The organism is Roseovarius sp. EL26 (assembly GCF_900327775.1).
GTDB lineage: Bacteria > Pseudomonadota > Alphaproteobacteria > Rhodobacterales > Rhodobacteraceae > Roseovarius.
The window spans coordinates 279,464-296,249 of record NZ_OUMZ01000005.1 but is presented as its reverse complement, the minus strand read 5'-3'; the positions used below and the strand labels follow the sequence as shown (position 1 = coordinate 296,249).

Sequence of the window (16,786 nt, the reverse complement as noted above, 5' to 3'; positions counted from 1 at the left end):
CATCAGGTACGATTTTTCAAAGCGAGTACGATCATGCCAAACACAAAAACCGTCAGCGATTATATCCGGAACATTCCAGATTTCCCGCACGAAGGCATCATCTTTCGCGATGTGACGACGCTATTCTCAGACCCGCGTGGGTTTCGCATGGCGGTGGATCAATTGGTTCACCCTTTTGTTGGTCAACGGATTGACAAGGTTGTTGGGCTAGAGGCGCGAGGGTTTATTCTGGGTGGCGCGGTGGCGCACCAGCTGTCGGTTGGCTTTGTCCCCGTGCGCAAACAGGGCAAACTGCCCGGTGATGTCCTGTCCGAGGCTTACACGCTGGAATACGGCAAGGCTGTGGTCGAAATTCACACCGACGCAATCCAACCCGGCGAACGGGTTCTGGTGGTGGATGATCTGCTGGCCACGGGCGGCACCGCAACCGCTGGCATCAAACTGATCGAACGCCTTGGCGGGGAAATCACCGGCTGCGCCTTTGTGGTTGACCTACCCGAGCTAGGTGGTCGCCAACGGCTGGAAGACATGGGCATGTCAGTTCACACCCTGTGTGATTTTGACGGTTTGTAACTGAAACGAAAAGGGCCACCCGCGTCACGCAGATGGCCCCGGTTTATACCAACCCTTATTCAGTCGACGTTTGCGGTGTTGGATGTTGCACCACAGGCCGCGTCAGATCTTTTTTGCGCCACCAACCGCTTTTGGTTTGTTTTTCTGGATCGCCGTACCAATCCTCATTCCGGGTAGCAAACATCGTGCCCGCGATGGCAGCGAACAGCAGAATTGAGCCCGCCAGTAACGCATAATCCGCACTGCGCAGGATCAGATACATCACCGCATAAAGCACCGCCTGCGCCAACCCAAGCACCAGCGCCCGCTTGCCCAACCGCAATGCCACTGCCCCAAAGCACGTGATCAATCCCACCGTCGCCCCTGCCGACAACAGATAAGCCATGGCAAATCCGATCTGTTCAGACAGGGCCAGCATGAGCAGAAAGAAGGCCGACTGCGACAGACCCACCAGAATGTACTGCACCGGGTGTGTCGGACGGGTGGCGGCCCCTTCGACCAGAAAGATCGTCAGAAACGTCAGGCCAATGAACAACATACCGTAGCGTGCCGCGCGGTAAGCTTTTTGGTAAAAATCATTCGGCTGGTAAAATCCAACACCAAAGCCACTGCCGCTACGGGCGGCCTCGTCGGTGTCTTCGCGCGACACCTGTGGCAAGCTACGCGCCAGATGCGGGATGGTCCAATTGGCAGTAAATCCCGCCTCAGAGACCTCATGCCCATCTGGTAGAAAGCTGCCTCTGAATTCGGGGTGTGCCCAATCGCTGGTGACTTTTATTTCACTTGTACGACCCACTGGCGTGAAATCCAAAGCCTCTGTCCCGTTCAAGCCCAGCGTTAACTTAAACGCTTCATGCTCTCGTGGATCACCGGTCAAAGCCATGACCCCACCTTTGCCATGGCTACTGCTTGCAAAAGGTTCCAGAGGCAGGGCCGCGTCATCTGCCAAGAGCTCTGTTGCGCCCCTCAGCGCCCGGTTTGAAGACACATGAAACCGCACTTCAGCCTTATCCCAGATCAGAACCTCTTTGCCCTTTAACACCTCGGTTGCTTTCTCATATGGAAAGTCAAATTGCATATCGGCCTGCGCGCTATAGACCGGTACGGTGAAAATTCCCCGGCGACGCTCTTGTGTCTGGCTTTCAACATCAACCTTCAGATCGTCCGGGTAGATAAAAACCGGATCCTGTTGATAGGTGCGTTCGACATCCTTGTAACGAAAGAGCGGTTTATCATTATCATCCGTCATCTGTTGTCCCGTGACCGGATCCAAGATTTCGATCTTGTCGCGCACGCGGATCGTTTTTTGCACCGGAATCACCAGAACCGGGCCGCTCAATTGTTGTCGCCCGCCCCATTCATAGCCAATCTCGCTGCGCGTCTGCCGGTTATAGTCGGCACGAGCATCAATGATGCTACCGACAAAGAACACCGGGATGGTCATGAGTACGACCAGCACCGCCAATATGAAAAATCTGTATCCGGGGGATTTGTGCATCGGGAATTACCTTCTTACTGCTTTTGATACCCCTTCATGCCCAACCCGATTGCAGGGCTTACGTCGAAGTTCAGCAGTTTTTGCGCAAATCGCCAATTTTGTCGGGAACAGAACAGATTAGCCCACAAGACCGTGGCCCTTTGGGAGCATGACAACTGTCCCTAAACTTAGCCTGCGCGATGCGCTCCTTGGTGTTTGCGTGGCTCTAACCTGGGGCATGGGCATGGTTTTTGCCAAGGCTGCAATCACACATTTCCCCCCGATCCTACTAATGGCAATGCGGTTTTCAATCACAGCCCTGGCACTGGTCTGGTTTGTGCGCCCGCCAATCGCGCATCTGAAAATGCTGGCATTGATTGCCTTCATCTCCGCTGCAGTGCAATACAGCCTGACCTACACCGGTCTGAAAAACCTTGATGCCTCGGCAGCCGCGTTAATCGTACAGCTTGAGGTACCCTTTTTAACCCTCTTCGGCGTCATTGCTCTCAAGGAAAAAACCAGCTGGCTCAAATGGCTCGGCATCGGGTTAGCCTTTTTCGGGGTCTGGCAGATCAGCGGCGCACCAAAAATCGCTGCGGCATGGGGCTCAGTCCTGATGGTAGTCGGAGGGGCGGCAGTCTGGGCCGTGGGGCAGGTGATGATCCGTGCCCTGCGTGACATCGACGGGCTCACAGTCACCGCATGGATTGCGGTCATGGCAGCCCCGCAATTGCTGATCATGTCGTTGATCTTTGAAACGGATCACATCGCCGCCGTCACCAGCGCCACTTGGGTGGTCTGGGGCGCTGCGTTTTACATGGGGCTGATCATGACCGCGCTGGGCTATGGCATCTGGTATACGCTGGTGCGGCGCAACCCGGTAGGACAGGTCGCACCATTTCTGTTACTGCTGCCACTGTTTTCCGTCGCTGGCGCGGTGATCTTCCTTGGCGAAAGCCTCAGCCTGCATGTCATGATCGGCGGTGCCATTGTCATTGCTGGCGTCGCCGTCATCATGTTCGACAAAAACAGTTAAGCCTCTTGCCCAGCAGCGCGGCCAGAGAAGATGCAGCCCCCTAGGAAGGACCCTTCAAGCGCGTTGTAGCCGTGATAACCACCACCGCCAAAGCCTGCGACCTCTCCCGCAGCATACAATCCCTCAAACACCGTGCCATCCGGGCGCAGCACCTGACCCTGAACATTGGTGTGCAACCCACCCAATGATTTACGTGTCAAAATATTCAGGCGCACGGCAATCAGAGGCCCGTTTTTCCGATCTAGTATGGCATGCGGCTTAGCCGTTCGGATCAGCTTATCGCCGCGGTAAGCCCGTGCCTGCCGGATCGCGATGATCTGCGCGTCCTTGGCAAACTCATTCTCCAGCTGGGAATCCCGCGCCTCGATCTGCACCCGCAATTTGGCACCGTCCACCGGCACATCCGGGGTGATCTTGTTCATCCCCTCGACCAGCGTATCAAAGTCATCAGCCACAACAAAGTCCGCGCCATGTTCTTTGAAGGCCTCAACCGCACGGGTCGCGCCCTTGCCCAGCCGTTCCTTCAAAACGCCGGCCCAAGTGGCGTTGGTCAGGTCCGGGTTTTGCTCGCTACCAGACAAGGCGAACTCTTTTTCAATGATCTTCTGCGTCAGAACAAACCAGCTGTGCTCATGCCCAGTAGACAGAATACGCTTGAGCGTCCCAAGCGTATCAAACCCCGGTAAACATGGGGCCTCCATCCGGTCGCCATTGGCATCAAACCACATCGACGACGGACCCGGCAGAATGCGAATGCCGTGTTTGGGCCAGATCGGGTCCCAGTTTTCCAGACCTTCGGTGTAATGCCACATGCGGTCTTCGTTAATCGCACCGGCCCCGGCCTCTTTGGCCGCCTGCTGCATCTGACCGTCGACATAATCCGGAACACCCGCGACCATCTTCTTCGGCGCAGGCCCCAATCGATCGGTCGGCCAGAGCGCGCGCACTTTGTCGTGGTCGCCACCAATGCCGCCTGAGGTGACGATTACGCTTTCACCAGAAAACTCAAACTGTCCCACAACCTCACGATTGGTGGAGGCCCCGCGCACAGCATCGTCATCAGCCAGAATATCGCCTTTCACACCGCTTGCCCGTCCATTCGTGACCTCAAGGCTGGTCACCTTGTGGCGATGTGCGAACCGCAACAATCCTGCGGCTTCAGCTTCTTTTGCCAGTTTCACAAACGGCGCAACCACACCTGTGCCCGTACCCCAGGTGACATGGAACCGGGGCACTGAATTGCCATGCCCATTGGCATAGCTGCCGCCACGTTCAGCCCAGCCCACAATCGGGAACCAGCGCAGACCGATATCATACAGATAGCTGCGCATCGGGCCAGCGGCAAAATCCAGATAAGCCTGCGCGCATTTGCGGGGGTTTTCATCTTCGGGGCGGTCAAACTGGGCACTGCCCATCCAATCGACCTCGGCCAGCTCGCGACTGTCACGGATACCCATCCGGCGCTGCTCAGGTGTGTCGATCATGAACAAGCCGCCCAATGACCAGAACGCCTGCCCACCTAGGGACTGCGGCCCTTCCTGATCAATCAATACAACGCGGCGTCCGCGCTTGGTTGCCTCATGCGCGGCCGCCAATCCAGCCAATCCACCACCAACAATAATGACTTCATCCATGCCCGATCCTCCTTGCACGGAAGGTAGGTGTGAACGAACAGGGCAGAAACCGAAACCCTACGTCAGAATTTTGATCAAATTCAAAACCTGCCTCAGACCGCCCGATCGACCATCATCTTTTTGATCTGCGCAATCGACTTGGCGGGGTTCAAACCCTTCGGGCAAGTCTTGGAGCAGTTCATGATGGTGTGACAACGGTAAAGCTTGAACGGGTCTTCCAGATAATCCAAGCGCTCTCCTGTCGCCTCATCGCGACTGTCGATGATCCAGCGATACGCATGCAACAGCGCGGCAGGCCCAAGATATTTGTCGCCATTCCACCAGTAGCTAGGGCAGGATGTTGAGCAACTTGCGCACATCACACATTCATACAGGCCATCCAGCTTCTCGCGGTCCTCAATGGATTGCTTCCATTCCTTGGCCGGGCGATTGGTCTTGGTTTCCAACCACGGCATGATGCTGGCATGCTGCGCATAGAAATGCGTCAGATCCGGGATCAGATCCTTGACCACAGGCATGTGCGGTAGCGGATAAATCTTGACCGTATCGCCACGCACCTCGTCCATACCGTAAATACAGGCCAGTGTGTTGATCCCATCGATGTTCATCGCGCAAGATCCACAGATCCCCTCGCGGCACGACCGGCGGAAAGTCAGCGTCGGATCAATCTCGTTCTTGATCTTGATCAGCGCGTCCAGAATCATCGGCCCGCAATTGTCCATATCGACAAAATAGGTATCGACCCGCGGGTTCTGACCATCGTCCGGATTCCAGCGATAGATCTGAAATTTGCGCGCGTTTGAGACGCCTTCGGGTTTGGGCCACGTCTTGCCCGCGACCATACGGGAATTTTTAGGGAGTGTGAGTTGAACCATTGCCGTCTCCTCCGGTCAGCCGCCAAACAGCGAAATGCTGTTTTCGGCAATACAGTTTACGGCGTCTGGGCGACTGGCGATTTCCAGCACTGTCTCTACCGTTGATTGGGTTACACCGGTGACGGACGCACCAGCGATTGAAATGATTTCACTGGCCGAGGCCGCCTCAATGACGCAATCCGTCACCGGAGCAGCGTTTACGCCAGGAAACTTGTCTGAGACCACACCATTCACAACCGTTTTTGCCTGATCCTGTGCGACGTTATCCACAGCGTCGTTTGCGGCAGCACAGGCCGTCAAAAGGCCAAACGCAGCAATTGAAACCAACCTCAACATCAGAATGTCCGCTCTTTTGGGGCGATCTTCTTCAAGCTGATGCCACCTTCTTCCTCGGTGGTCAGTGGATCCACAACAATCGGGCGGTAGCTGAGAGTGGTTTTATTCCCCTCGACCCGCGCGATGGTATGGACGCGCCAGTTTTCATCATCCCGCGTGCTGAAATCTTCATGGGCGTGGGCACCACGGCTCTCTTTGCGTGCTTCGGCCCCAGCAATCGTTGCCAGCGCGTTGGGCATCAGGTTGGTCAGCTCCAGTGTTTCCATCAGGTCACTGTTCCAAACCAAGGAGCGGTCAGTAACCTGCAAATCATCCAGTTTACCGGCGATGGCATCCATCTTCTCAACACCCTCAGCCAGAGTTTTCGAGGTCCGGAATACTGCCGCATCCGCTTGCATGGTGCGTTGCATTTCCAGACGTAGATCTGCCGTTGTCACATTACCTTTGGCATTGCGCAGGCCATCAAAACGATCAAACGCCTTGTCAACTTGGACTGTATTCGTTGCTGGCACCGCACTATCAGCATCTACAACTTTACCCGCACGAATGGCTGCCGCACGACCAAAGACCACAAGGTCAATCAGCGAATTAGACCCCAATCGGTTTGCACCATGAACCGAGGCACAACCCGCCTCGCCCACAGCCATCAGGCCCGGCACGACAGCTTTGGGGTCTTTTTTGGTGGGGTTCAGAACCTCACCCCAATAGTTGGTCGGAATACCGCCCATGTTGTAGTGCACAGTCGGCAGAACCGGAATTGGTTCTTTGGTCACGTCAACGCCCGCAAAAATGCGCGCGCTTTCCGAAATACCGGGCAAGCGCAGGTTCAGGGCTTCTGGTGGCAGATGAGACAGGTTGAGGTGGATGTGATCACCCTCTGCCCCCACGCCGCGCCCTTCGCGGATTTCCATAGTCATCGACCGACTGACATAGTCACGCGGGGCAAGGTCTTTGTACTGGGGCGCATAACGCTCCATGAACCGTTCACCCTCAGAGTTGGTCAGATACCCACCTTCGCCGCGTGCACCCTCAGTGATCAAACAACCAGAGCCATAAATGCCCGTTGGGTGAAACTGCACGAACTCCATATCCTGCAGCGGCAGGCCAGCGCGGGCCACCATGCCACCGCCATCGCCGGTGCAAGTATGTGCCGATGTCGCGCTGAAATACGCCCGGCCATAGCCGCCAGTGGCCAGCACGACCGTCTTGGCGTTGAAGACATGCATCGTGCCATCGTCCAGCTTCCAGCAGACAACACCGGTGCAAACACCATCGTCTGACATGATCAGATCAATGGCAAAGTATTCGATGTAAAACTCGGCATTGTTCTTCAGCGACTGACCATACAGCGTGTGCAAAATCGCGTGACCCGTCCGGTCAGCGGCCGCACAGGTCCGCTGTACCGCTGGGCCTTCACCAAACTCGGTGGTGTGTCCCCCGAATGGGCGCTGGTAAATTTTGCCTTCTTCGGTACGCGAGAACGGAACGCCGTAATGTTCCAGCTCATAAACCGCCTTGGGGGCTTCGCGCGTCAGATATTCCATCGCGTCGGTATCACCCAACCAGTCAGAGCCTTTGACCGTGTCATACATATGCCATTGCCAGCTGTCGGGACCCATATTGCCCAAACTTGCAGCAATGCCGCCTTGCGCCGCAACCGTGTGCGAGCGGGTCGGGAACACCTTGGTCACACAGGCTGTACGCAACCCCTGCTCCGCCATCCCAAGCGTGGCGCGCAATCCTGCACCCCCCGCACCGACGACCACGACGTCATAATCATGCGTCTCGTATTCGTAAGCAGCCATTTGTGAAGTCTCCGGTCGTAAATTAAAGGGCCATTTTGGCGATGGCAAAAAGCCCCGCCGCAATCAGCGTGTAACAAAAGGCGCGCAAAGCAACGAGCGCCAGCTTCTCGGCAACGCCGTGGACGTAGTCCTCGATCGCTTCCTGCGCTTCATACATCAGGTGAATGAGACCCACGATCAAACCAAGCGACAGCACAATCGCTGGGAAGGGTCGGCTGAAATACTCTTGTACCTCGGCGAAAGAGCCGCCAATTCCGTGACCCAATGCACAGATGAACAATGGGACCAACACCACCATGATCATCGATCGCACCATCATCTGCCAATGCCCTTGGGTGCCCGAGCTTCCCGCCCCCAACCCCTGTGCGCGTTTGCGATCCGTCAGATATTGCATGAGCTTTCTCCTTAAACCACTAACACAGTCAGAACAGTCAGGACCGTGGCGCCGATAAACATGCCAAGACCCATTTTCTCCGAAGTCTCAACATCCAGACAATAACCAAAGTCCCAGATCACGTGACGCAGGCGTCCCAGCGTGTGATACCATAGCGCCCAGATGCCACCGAACATGATCAGCTTGCCAAACCAGCTGCGTAGAAATCCGTCAATCGCAGCAAAGCAATCCTCGGATGTTGCCGCCGCCAACAACCAGCCGACCACCAATGGCGCCAGCGCCAATAGCGCCAGACCGGACATCCTAACCATGATCGAAGACATAGAGGTCAATTGTGGACGATAAATCATTAAATGCGGTGAAAGCGGGCGATTGCCCCGGTTCACATCAGCCATTAAAACGTTCCCTCTGGTTGGCACACGGGCAAACATCCCATGCAGAGCTGCCCTTTTGTGGAATCTTTTAACGCAAGTGTCACCCTTTCAAACCCAATTTAACGCTTTTGAGGTGCAAATGGCCGTATTTTCTACATTTTGTGATCACACGAAATTTCACGTGATCACAAAATATAAAGGGATGGGCAATATCTGCACAGTACCAGTTACATAAAAAGCCATGCCCACTCTCGGGACATGGCTTTGAAGGTAATTTGGGGTCGCTTAGCGCTGCAAAGGAAGATGATTCTTATCGCCCATTGAGCCAATGACAAGACGAACAAAATCAATAAGTGTCCAAATGCCTAACCCACCAAGTGTGATCAGCATCAACAAACCAGTGCCAATCTTCCCGAGGTAAAATCGGTGCACACCAAAACTCCCCAAGAAAAAGCATAGTAGTACTGCGGGCACGAATTTCTTTTCACTGACCGGACCGGCTTCAATTGATGTCATCTCATATCCTTTCACATCATTATTTTATCAACACAGGAAGGCCATCACCGTCCCGCCATTTTTCAACGATCAACAGATAGAAAACGATGATCGTATGAAGTGCATCCAAGCCCAATGCCAAAAAGAACAAGCCCACATTGTTATTCATTGCAAACACTACGCACAAAACAAGCAGGCCAAGATCAGCCAAGCCATGTACATAGTCTTTCAGATAAAAATGATGAATTCCGATAACGCCGAATATACCGCACAACGCTACCGCAACGCCGTATGACTTCGGCGATTTCGCGATCTCACTCATCACGCTTGACCCCTCTAAACACAACCCTAAATAGGAGGACTTCTGCACCCCTCAACTCACCAATGACCGCAGGTAAAAGGCGAATTTAAGGCAACAAATTGGCTTACATCGGCATCAACGCCCAATAGTCGAGATCCAACATCACTTGGGGCAAATATTTCCCATCTTCGCCCTTCAATGTGAATGGCTCTCCACCTTTGGTCGCAACCAACCTCAGCCGCAGCGCACCAACACCCGGTGCAGATGTTTCGGCCTTATCCAGAACTTCGGACCAGACCTTGATGGTATCGCCACTATAACATGGGTTGGCATGTGTGCCGCCATTCAGGCCCGCCACGATCTGCGCGTTGGCCAAGCCGTTAAAGCTCAAGGTCCGCGCCATCGAAATCACATGCCCACCGTAAATCAAACGCTGACCATCTTCGCGCAATGTCGCATCAAAATGCACCTTGGCAGTGTTTTGCCACAAGCGCGTAGCCATCATATGTTCGGCCTCTTCGACGGTGACACCATCAACGTGGTCGATGACTTCGCCAACCGCGTAATCGCCCCAGCGGTGCGGCTCACCAGCAAGCGTGAAATCATAGTTGGTGAAATCCAACCCTTCAGGCACTACCAGATCTTCGGCAGCCACGATTTTGGACAGCTCAGGGATTACCGTTTCCGGCGCGGGGGCATCAACATCACGTTTGCGCACCATGGCCCAGCGCACATATTCCAACACCACCTCGTCGTGCTGGTTCATGCCCCGCGTGCGAACCCAAACCACACCCGATTTCCCGTTTGAATTCTGCTTTACCCCAATCACCTCTGAGGTGGACCGGATCGTATCGCCAGGCCACACTGGTTTAAGCCAGCGCCCCTCGGCATATCCCAAGTTTGCCAGAGCATTGAGCGAAATATCAGGCACAGTTTTACCAAACACTACGTGAAAGGCCGCGATATCATCCAGAGGACTCGCAGATAGGCCAGATTGGCGCGCAAATTCGTCCGAGGAATAAAGCGCATGACGCGCGGGATAGAGCGCATGATAGAGCGCGCGTTCGCCACCGGAAACCGTGCGCGGCACAGCATGATGAATTGTTTCACCAACGGTGTAATCCTCAAAAAATCGGCCCGGATTTGTCTTTGCCATCTTACTGCTCTCCCAATTTCGTCTCAGGGGTGTACTCCCCTTCGGCCTCTTTCACCACGGATTGCCCGCAGCGCATCACCCCATTCGCGTGATCAAATGCGTAGGTCGGAGAGCCATAAAGCTCCCAACCCTTATTCAGGGCATCCGTCACCTTGTGACAAAAAGTCGATGTATCATCAGCACTTAGAAAACGATAAATTTTCATGATGGCTCACCCAAATGTTGGATATCCAAGGAAAGTGTGCACTCCGGCGATTGCCCCGTAAACCAGCAACGTTCCCACCAGCGCCATGATCTCCTTGCGCGCAGGTCCCGCTGGCGGTGGTGTCCAATCCGGCTCGGCCCGGTTGATGACAATCACCTCGGCCAATCCCCAGATCAACATGCCGCCAAACAAAACAAATGACGGTGTGTCCCCATTCACAATAAGATGTGCCAACGCCCAGATCCGCACTCCTGCCAACATCGGATGGCGCAGTTTACGCGCAATTGCGGTTTTCATGCCTGAGGCGGCAAACATATAGATCGACAGCAGCATCAACAGGTTGTTGATCCCGACCAGCGCCGGGCCCCGGCCCCAGAAAACAGCCCCATCTGCCATACGATAGCCCACCGTCATCAGGACAATCCCAATGACGATGATTGCAGTAAAAATCCCACGCGCGCCATCGCCCGCGGCCTCACGCCGATCAGGTGCAAATCGTTTGAACAAATGCGCGCCGCTCCACAAGAGCAAGCCTAGAATAATTAAAAGCATTCGCTTTACTCCGCTGCCATGTCAGCCACGGCTTGTGCCTTGGCCAAAATACGTTTTGCTGCCACCACGTGCAGATTTTCCACAATTTGCCCATCAACCACGGCAATCCCCTGCCCCGAGGCTTGGCTTTCTTCATAGGCGGCGATCTGACGTTCGGCCAGTTCGATCTCGGAATTGGTTGGCGCAAAGGCAGTGTTTGTAATCTCGATCTGTGCCGGATGGATCAGCGTCTTGCCATCAAAACCCAGATCGCGCCCCTGCTCACATTCCGCCTTAAGCCCATCGCCATCCCGAAATCGGTTATAGACCCCATCGACCGCAACAATCCGCGCCGCGCGCGCCGCCATCACAATGGATTGCAACGCCAACATCAACGGCAGCCGGTCCGCACGCGACCGCGCGGCCAGATCTTTAGTCAGATCATTGGTGCCTGTGACCAGACCTTCGACCTGACGATGTGATGCAATCTCGCGCGCGTTGAACACAGAGACCGGCGTTTCCATCATCGTCCAGATCGGCATGTTCGGCCCAACCAGATCGGCCAACACATCCACATCTGAGACAGAATTCACTTTCGGGAGCAAGATCGCGTCCGCACCCGCATCCTTGAGCGCACGCACATCCTGCCAACCCCATTCGGTGGTCAGCGCGTTGATCCGCACGATCTTGCCGCGTTTGCCATAGCCACCGGTTTTCAGGGCCTCGGCCAATGTTGCGCGTGCGCTGGCCTTGGCATCTGGTGCCACAGCATCCTCTAGGTCAAAAATGATTGCATCTGCGGGCAGGCTGCGCGCCTTATCCAAGGCCCGTTCTTTCGATCCGGGGATATACAAAACCGAGCGAAACGGGTGGGTGCTGCTATCCATCTGGCTGTCCTCTCCATGTCGCATCAGAAATTTTCTTGCGCAGGAATGGCATTTTTTGCCTGATTAATTCAAGCCCTATATGCCGCAGCGCAGAATATGCGCTCAATCCGACCCAACGTTCTTAGGGTTAACCCGGTTTTGAGACCTTGCCCGGCACGCTTTGAATGTCTGCAACGCAAGCTTCAGAAAAGGGTATAACAATGACACCCCGATTGATTCTCTTCAGTGCCGCCGTGACATGCGCCTGGGCGCTCACGGCCACCGCACAACAAAACTGCGCGAAACGCGATCTGGTTTTGGAAAAACTGGCCAGCAAATACGGTGAAACACGCCAATCCGTAGGACTCGGTGCCAACAACACCATGATAGAGGTTTTTGCCTCACTCGAATCCGGCACCTGGACGATTACCGCGACCAACGCCCACGGGGTAACTTGCCTGATGGCCAGCGGTCAGGCCTTTGAAACTCTGGCCGAGGCCCTGCCCGCCACAGGAAATGAATTGTAACCCCTGTCACGAGCGACTCGTTTCAGATTCGCTAATGACGATAGTCACCCGCAAATGAGGCCCATAAACTGGCGGCACGGTATCTCTTTTCCGCACATTCGGGAATTCTTTCTGATACCGCACCACGATAAAATCTCTACTGTTTTTCAGCACCGTTAGCGCCCGACATCTCCTCTTCTCCGAACACACCACATCTTCGCTGCGGCGCAGCACCCTTGCACGCAGGTGGTTTTCCGACTACCCAAAACAGCGAAATTCTAACCATTCCGGAGATTTTTCCCATGGCCCGACCCAAAATTGCCCTCATCGGTGCTGGCAATATCGGTGGTACGCTTGCCCACCTCGCTGCAATCAAAGAACTTGGTGACGTCGTTCTGTTCGACATCGCCGACGGCCTGCCACAGGGCAAGGCACTTGATATCGCCGAATCCGGCCCGGTCGAAAAAATCGACGCCGCGATGTCCGGTACCAGCAACTATGCTGACATCGCAGGCGCCGATGTTTGCATCGTCACCGCCGGTGTCGCCCGCAAGCCGGGCATGAGCCGCGATGACTTGCTGGGCATCAATCTCAAAGTCATGAAATCCGTTGGCGAAGGCATCGCTGCCCACGCGCCAAACGCTTTCGTTATCTGCATCACCAACCCGCTGGACGCGATGGTTTGGGCCCTGCAGAAATTCTCAGGCCTGCCTGCAAACAAAGTCTGCGGCATGGCGGGTATTCTCGACAGCGGTCGTTTCCGCCATTTCCTGGCCGAAGAATTCAATGTCTCAATGCGTGACGTTACCGCTTTCGTTCTGGGTGGTCACGGCGACACAATGGTGCCTTCGCTGCGCTATTCCACCGTTGCAGGTATCCCATTGCCTGATCTGATCGACATGGGCTGGACCACACAGGAAAAAATGGATGCAATGATCCAGCGCACCCGTGATGGCGGTGCCGAAATCGTTGGCCTGCTGAAAACCGGCTCTGCCTTCTATGCGCCTGCCGCATCTGCGATTGAGATGGCCGAAGCCTACCTCAAGGATCAAAAGCGCGTTCTGCCCTGTGCCGCATATTGTGACGGCGATCTGGGCGTCAAAGACATGTATGTCGGTGTGCCAACTGTCATTGGTGCCGGTGGTATCGAGCGGATCGTGAACATCAAGCTCAACAAAGAAGAGCAAACCATGTTCGACACATCAGTGAACGCCGTCAAAGGCCTGGTTGATGCTTGCATCGCCATCGACGGATCACTCGCCAAAGCGTAATCTTACAATACGTTTTTGTTAAAGGCGTGCCGTCTGGCGCGCCTTTTCTTTTTGTACAACACCTTTGGCATGCCCGGTCTCACAACACACCGTCCAAGACAAAGCTGGTAAAACAGTTGCCAATTTAAAAACTCTCGCTACAATCTATAGATGTAATTTATTTCTAAAAACTCGGTAAATATGCGCATTGCAGTTATGACGGGCGGACGTTCCCTTGAAAGAGATTTGTCATTTTGTTCCGGGGCCGAAGCAGAACGGGCCATAAAAGAACTGGGCCATCAATGTCGATCCTTCGACGTCGGTGCTGATTTTGTAAATGATCTTGTTGCTTACAAACCTGATGTAGCTTTTTGTGCTTTGTTGGGTGCCCCGGGCGAGACAGGTGAACTGCAAGGCGTGCTTGAACTGTTGCGCATCGCCTATACGCATTCCGGCACACTTGCGACAGCTCTTGCCATGGACAAGGACAAAAGCAAGGCCGTGTTACGTCAGGTCGGGCTACCGGTCCCAAAGGGCGGATTGGTGCATCGTGCCGATATCGAAGCCCGGCATCAGATGGGCACGCCCTATGTCGTCAAACCCAACAATGATGGCTCCAGTCTTGGCGGCCTTTACCTGATTGACGATCTCACCGCCCCTCCCCCTATCATAGAAGAGCAAGGCAGAGATATATTTATGGTTGAAGAATACATTCCCGGCCGCGAATTAACCGCCAGTGTTTTGGGGGATCGGGCGTTAGCCGTTAGTCAGTTCGAAATTGAAGGGATGAATGATTACATCACCAAATACCATCATGCGGCCGAAAATCACACCGTACCTGCACAGCTTCCAGACAAGATTGAAGAACGCCTGCTGGAGCTTGCCCTCGCAGGGCACAAAGCCTTGGGGTGCCGCGGCCTGACCCGAACCGATTTTCGCTGGGATGAAAGCCGCGGTGCTGACGGGCTCTACATTCTTGAGCTGAATTCTCAGCCCGGATTTCGCAGAAATTCATATTCCGGATTGCATGCCGCCCATTGCGGTATGGGTTTCCCTCAACTGTGTGAGTGGATGATTCAGGATGCCTCTTTGGATCGTTAATCTACCGGTCGATATCTACCAACCGCCGCCAATAACGCTGCAACCCCAAGATTTCGGGAAAACCTGCATCAATCACATGCGTTGCCTGTGATGATTCTCTCCCCCCGCCACCCAATGTGATCACAGGCATTTTCGTGTGATCACAAAATTGATCTTTATCCTGAAATTGGTAAAAATAATAAAAAAACCCTTTATTCCCCGAACAATCCTGCAAGTATATCGAAATACATCGCAGCAACACGGGATAGGTTGATGAATATCCACGAGTATCAGGCGAAGGCTTTGCTTCGCTCTTATGGCGCACCAGTTTCTGACGGGCGCGTCGTTCTACGGGCCGAAGAAGCCAAAACAGCAGCCGGCGAAATGGATGGCCCTCTTTGGGTGGTCAAGGCGCAGATCCACGCAGGTGGTCGCGGCAAGGGCACCTTTAAGGAAGCTGGCGCCGGCGAAGAAGGCGGGGTTCGCCTTGCCAAATCGGTTGAAGAAGCCGCCGACGAAGCCAAGAAAATGCTAGGCCGTACGCTGGTCACAAAACAAACCGGCCCCGCCGGCAAACAAGTCAACCGCGTCTATATCGAAGATGGCGCCGGTATTTCAAAAGAGTTTTACCTCGCCCTGCTGGTTGATCGCGGTTCCTCGCGCGTCAGCTTTGTTGCCTCGACCGAAGGCGGCATGGACATTGAAGAAGTCGCCGAGAGCACTCCTGAGAAAATCCTCAGCTTCTCGGTTGATCCGGCAACCGGATATCAGGCATTCCACGGCCGCCGCATTGCGTTCATGCTGGGCCTTGAGGGTGCACAGATCAAACAATGTGTTAACCTGATGGGCACGCTCTACAAAATGTTCTTGGAAAAAGACATGGAGATGCTCGAGATCAACCCGCTGATCTTGTCCGACAAAGGTGACCTCAAATGCCTTGATGCCAAGATGGGTTTTGACAGCAACGCCGTCTACCGCCACCGCGACATCGCAGAACTGCGCGACGTGACCGAAGAAGACCCTAAAGAGCTCGAGGCCTCGAAATACGACCTCAACTATATCGCTCTGGACGGCGAGATCGGCTGCATGGTCAACGGTGCTGGTCTGGCGATGGCTACTATGGACATCATCAAACTCTATGGCGCAGAACCTGCTAACTTCCTTGATGTGGGCGGCGGTGCGACCAAAGAAAAGGTGACCGAGGCGTTCAAGATCATCACCTCTGACCCGCAGGTCAAAGGCATCCTTGTGAACATCTTCGGCGGCATCATGCGCTGCGATGTGATTGCCGAAGGCGTCGTCGCTGCAGTCAAAGAAGTGGGCCTGCAAGTCCCCCTCGTTGTCCGTCTGGAAGGCACCAAAGTGGAAGAAGGCAAAGCGATCATCAACAACTCCGACGTTGACGTCATCGCCGCCGACGACCTCAAAGACGGCGCCGAAAAGATCGTGAAAGCGGTGAAGGGTTAAAACGTTGCATCTGACCAAAACACTTCTTGGCCTGAGCATCATTGCCGCCGTTGGCGCCTGCGCAGGAAAGTCATCGATCAAAGCCGATAGCATCCGCGCCTTGCCAGAGGTCTCGATGGATCAGGCGATGAATGCCTTTCGCCAAGTCTGCATCAACAACGCTGCAGATCCTACAGGTGGCGCGGTCATGTTTGACCGCGGCACAGCCCCCGGCGGGCGGCAAGCCTGCACTATGCGGGCGCGTCCTTCGGCTGGCGTTGATGTACTTCAGGACTTGCAGTCCCGTTTTGGCAGCGCGCAACAGGTTCCAGACACCATTCTCACGCAATTCCCCGATTATCCCAACGGGCCTCTGACATTCGTCGGTGGCAAAGACGGCACAGTCGAGGAAGGCACATTTCAGGTCGGCGTCACATCTTGACCCG

At 54.7% G+C, this 16,786-nt stretch carries 20 protein-coding genes; 7 read left to right on the top strand and 13 right to left on the bottom strand.

All coding sequences use genetic code 11. The features are described 5' to 3' along the window. Nucleotides 1-33 precede the first annotated feature (33 nt). Entirely contained in the window at nucleotides 34-573 is a 540-nt protein-coding gene (locus tag D9A02_RS03320; RefSeq protein WP_120499549.1) for an adenine phosphoribosyltransferase, read from the top strand. Between the two features lie 55 nt (nucleotides 574-628). On the opposite strand, the gene creD is transcribed toward D9A02_RS03320, so the two are convergent. Beyond that, the gene (gene creD, locus D9A02_RS03315) at nucleotides 629-2,071 is read right to left on the bottom strand and encodes a cell envelope integrity protein CreD (RefSeq protein WP_120499548.1); all 1,443 of its coding nucleotides are present in this window, start codon (nucleotides 2,069-2,071) and stop codon (nucleotides 629-631) included. A gap of 148 nt (nucleotides 2,072-2,219) precedes the next feature. Here creD and D9A02_RS03310 point away from each other — a divergent pair, with 148 nt between their 5' ends. Next, nucleotides 2,220-3,086 carry a DMT family transporter gene (locus tag D9A02_RS03310; protein ID WP_120499547.1) on the top strand — a complete coding sequence of 289 codons (867 nt, stop codon included), beginning with the start codon at nucleotides 2,220-2,222 and terminating at the stop codon, nucleotides 3,084-3,086. On the opposite strand, the gene D9A02_RS03305 is transcribed toward D9A02_RS03310, so the two are convergent. The 12 genes from D9A02_RS03305 to D9A02_RS03250 all read right to left on the bottom strand — a co-directional run bounded on the left by D9A02_RS03305 (nucleotide 3,083) and on the right by D9A02_RS03250 (nucleotide 12,079). Next, a complete protein-coding gene (locus D9A02_RS03305) occupies nucleotides 3,083-4,720 on the bottom strand; it encodes an FAD-binding dehydrogenase (RefSeq protein ID WP_120499546.1) in 1,638 nt (545 codons plus the stop codon). The two genes, D9A02_RS03310 and D9A02_RS03305, sit on opposite strands and share 4 nt — an antisense overlap. Nucleotides 4,721-4,812: 92 nt before the next feature. Beyond that, the gene (locus D9A02_RS03300; RefSeq protein WP_120499545.1) at nucleotides 4,813-5,595 is read right to left on the bottom strand and encodes a succinate dehydrogenase iron-sulfur subunit; all 783 of its coding nucleotides are present in this window, start codon (nucleotides 5,593-5,595) and stop codon (nucleotides 4,813-4,815) included. Between the two features lie 15 nt (nucleotides 5,596-5,610). After that, nucleotides 5,611-5,931, bottom strand: a complete 321-nt coding sequence (locus tag D9A02_RS03295; RefSeq protein ID WP_120499544.1) for a succinate dehydrogenase — start codon at nucleotides 5,929-5,931, stop codon at nucleotides 5,611-5,613. After that, on the bottom strand, nucleotides 5,931-7,736 hold the full coding sequence (sdhA, locus tag D9A02_RS03290) for a succinate dehydrogenase flavoprotein subunit (RefSeq protein ID WP_120499543.1): 1,806 nt from the start codon (nucleotides 7,734-7,736) through the stop codon (nucleotides 5,931-5,933). Before sdhA ends, D9A02_RS03295 begins: the two co-directional genes overlap by 1 nt. A gap of 22 nt (nucleotides 7,737-7,758) precedes the next feature. Continuing rightward, nucleotides 7,759-8,130: a succinate dehydrogenase, hydrophobic membrane anchor protein gene (locus D9A02_RS03285; RefSeq protein ID WP_120499542.1), complete on the bottom strand. Its 372-nt coding sequence runs from the start codon at nucleotides 8,128-8,130 to the stop codon at nucleotides 7,759-7,761. An 11-nt stretch (nucleotides 8,131-8,141) separates the two neighbouring features. Next, nucleotides 8,142-8,525, bottom strand: a complete 384-nt coding sequence (sdhC, locus tag D9A02_RS03280) for a succinate dehydrogenase, cytochrome b556 subunit (RefSeq protein ID WP_120499541.1) — start codon at nucleotides 8,523-8,525, stop codon at nucleotides 8,142-8,144. A 264-nt stretch (nucleotides 8,526-8,789) separates the two neighbouring features. After that, a complete protein-coding gene (locus tag D9A02_RS03275; RefSeq protein WP_120499540.1) occupies nucleotides 8,790-9,020 on the bottom strand; it encodes a TM2 domain-containing protein in 231 nt (76 codons plus the stop codon). Between the two features lie 19 nt (nucleotides 9,021-9,039). Further along, nucleotides 9,040-9,321: an NINE protein gene (locus D9A02_RS03270; RefSeq protein WP_120499539.1), complete on the bottom strand. Its 282-nt coding sequence runs from the start codon at nucleotides 9,319-9,321 to the stop codon at nucleotides 9,040-9,042. Between the two features lie 103 nt (nucleotides 9,322-9,424). After that, entirely contained in the window at nucleotides 9,425-10,456 is a 1,032-nt protein-coding gene (locus tag D9A02_RS03265; RefSeq protein ID WP_120499538.1) for a MaoC family dehydratase, read from the bottom strand. Nucleotide 10,457: 1 nt separating this feature from the next. Beyond that, entirely contained in the window at nucleotides 10,458-10,661 is a 204-nt protein-coding gene (locus D9A02_RS03260; protein WP_120499537.1) for a DUF1737 domain-containing protein, read from the bottom strand. A gap of 6 nt (nucleotides 10,662-10,667) precedes the next feature. Next, the gene (locus D9A02_RS03255) at nucleotides 10,668-11,213 is read right to left on the bottom strand and encodes an NnrU family protein (RefSeq protein ID WP_120499536.1); all 546 of its coding nucleotides are present in this window, start codon (nucleotides 11,211-11,213) and stop codon (nucleotides 10,668-10,670) included. A gap of 5 nt (nucleotides 11,214-11,218) precedes the next feature. Next, complete coding sequence (locus D9A02_RS03250) at nucleotides 11,219-12,079, bottom strand: CoA ester lyase (RefSeq protein WP_120499535.1); 861 nt, start codon at nucleotides 12,077-12,079, stop codon at nucleotides 11,219-11,221. 200 nt (nucleotides 12,080-12,279) lie between these two features. On the opposite strand from D9A02_RS03250, the gene D9A02_RS03245 reads away from it, so the two are divergent. The 5 genes from D9A02_RS03245 (at nucleotide 12,280) to D9A02_RS03220 (ending at nucleotide 16,782) form a co-directional block, all read left to right on the top strand. Continuing rightward, nucleotides 12,280-12,585: a hypothetical protein gene (locus D9A02_RS03245; RefSeq protein ID WP_162932947.1), complete on the top strand. Its 306-nt coding sequence runs from the start codon at nucleotides 12,280-12,282 to the stop codon at nucleotides 12,583-12,585. Nucleotides 12,586-12,866: 281 nt separating this feature from the next. Beyond that, nucleotides 12,867-13,835 (top strand): malate dehydrogenase, encoded by a 969-nt coding sequence (gene mdh / locus D9A02_RS03240; protein ID WP_120499534.1) that lies wholly within the window; start codon nucleotides 12,867-12,869, stop codon nucleotides 13,833-13,835. Between the two features lie 180 nt (nucleotides 13,836-14,015). Continuing rightward, nucleotides 14,016-14,915, top strand: coding sequence for a D-alanine--D-alanine ligase (locus D9A02_RS03235; RefSeq protein ID WP_120499533.1), 900 nt, complete (start codon nucleotides 14,016-14,018; stop codon nucleotides 14,913-14,915). 252 nt (nucleotides 14,916-15,167) lie between these two features. Then, complete coding sequence (sucC, locus tag D9A02_RS03225) at nucleotides 15,168-16,361, top strand: ADP-forming succinate--CoA ligase subunit beta (RefSeq protein WP_120499531.1); 1,194 nt, start codon at nucleotides 15,168-15,170, stop codon at nucleotides 16,359-16,361. A gap of 4 nt (nucleotides 16,362-16,365) precedes the next feature. Beyond that, nucleotides 16,366-16,782: a hypothetical protein gene (locus tag D9A02_RS03220; protein WP_120499530.1), complete on the top strand. Its 417-nt coding sequence runs from the start codon at nucleotides 16,366-16,368 to the stop codon at nucleotides 16,780-16,782. The last annotated feature ends 4 nt before the right edge of the window (nucleotides 16,783-16,786 follow it).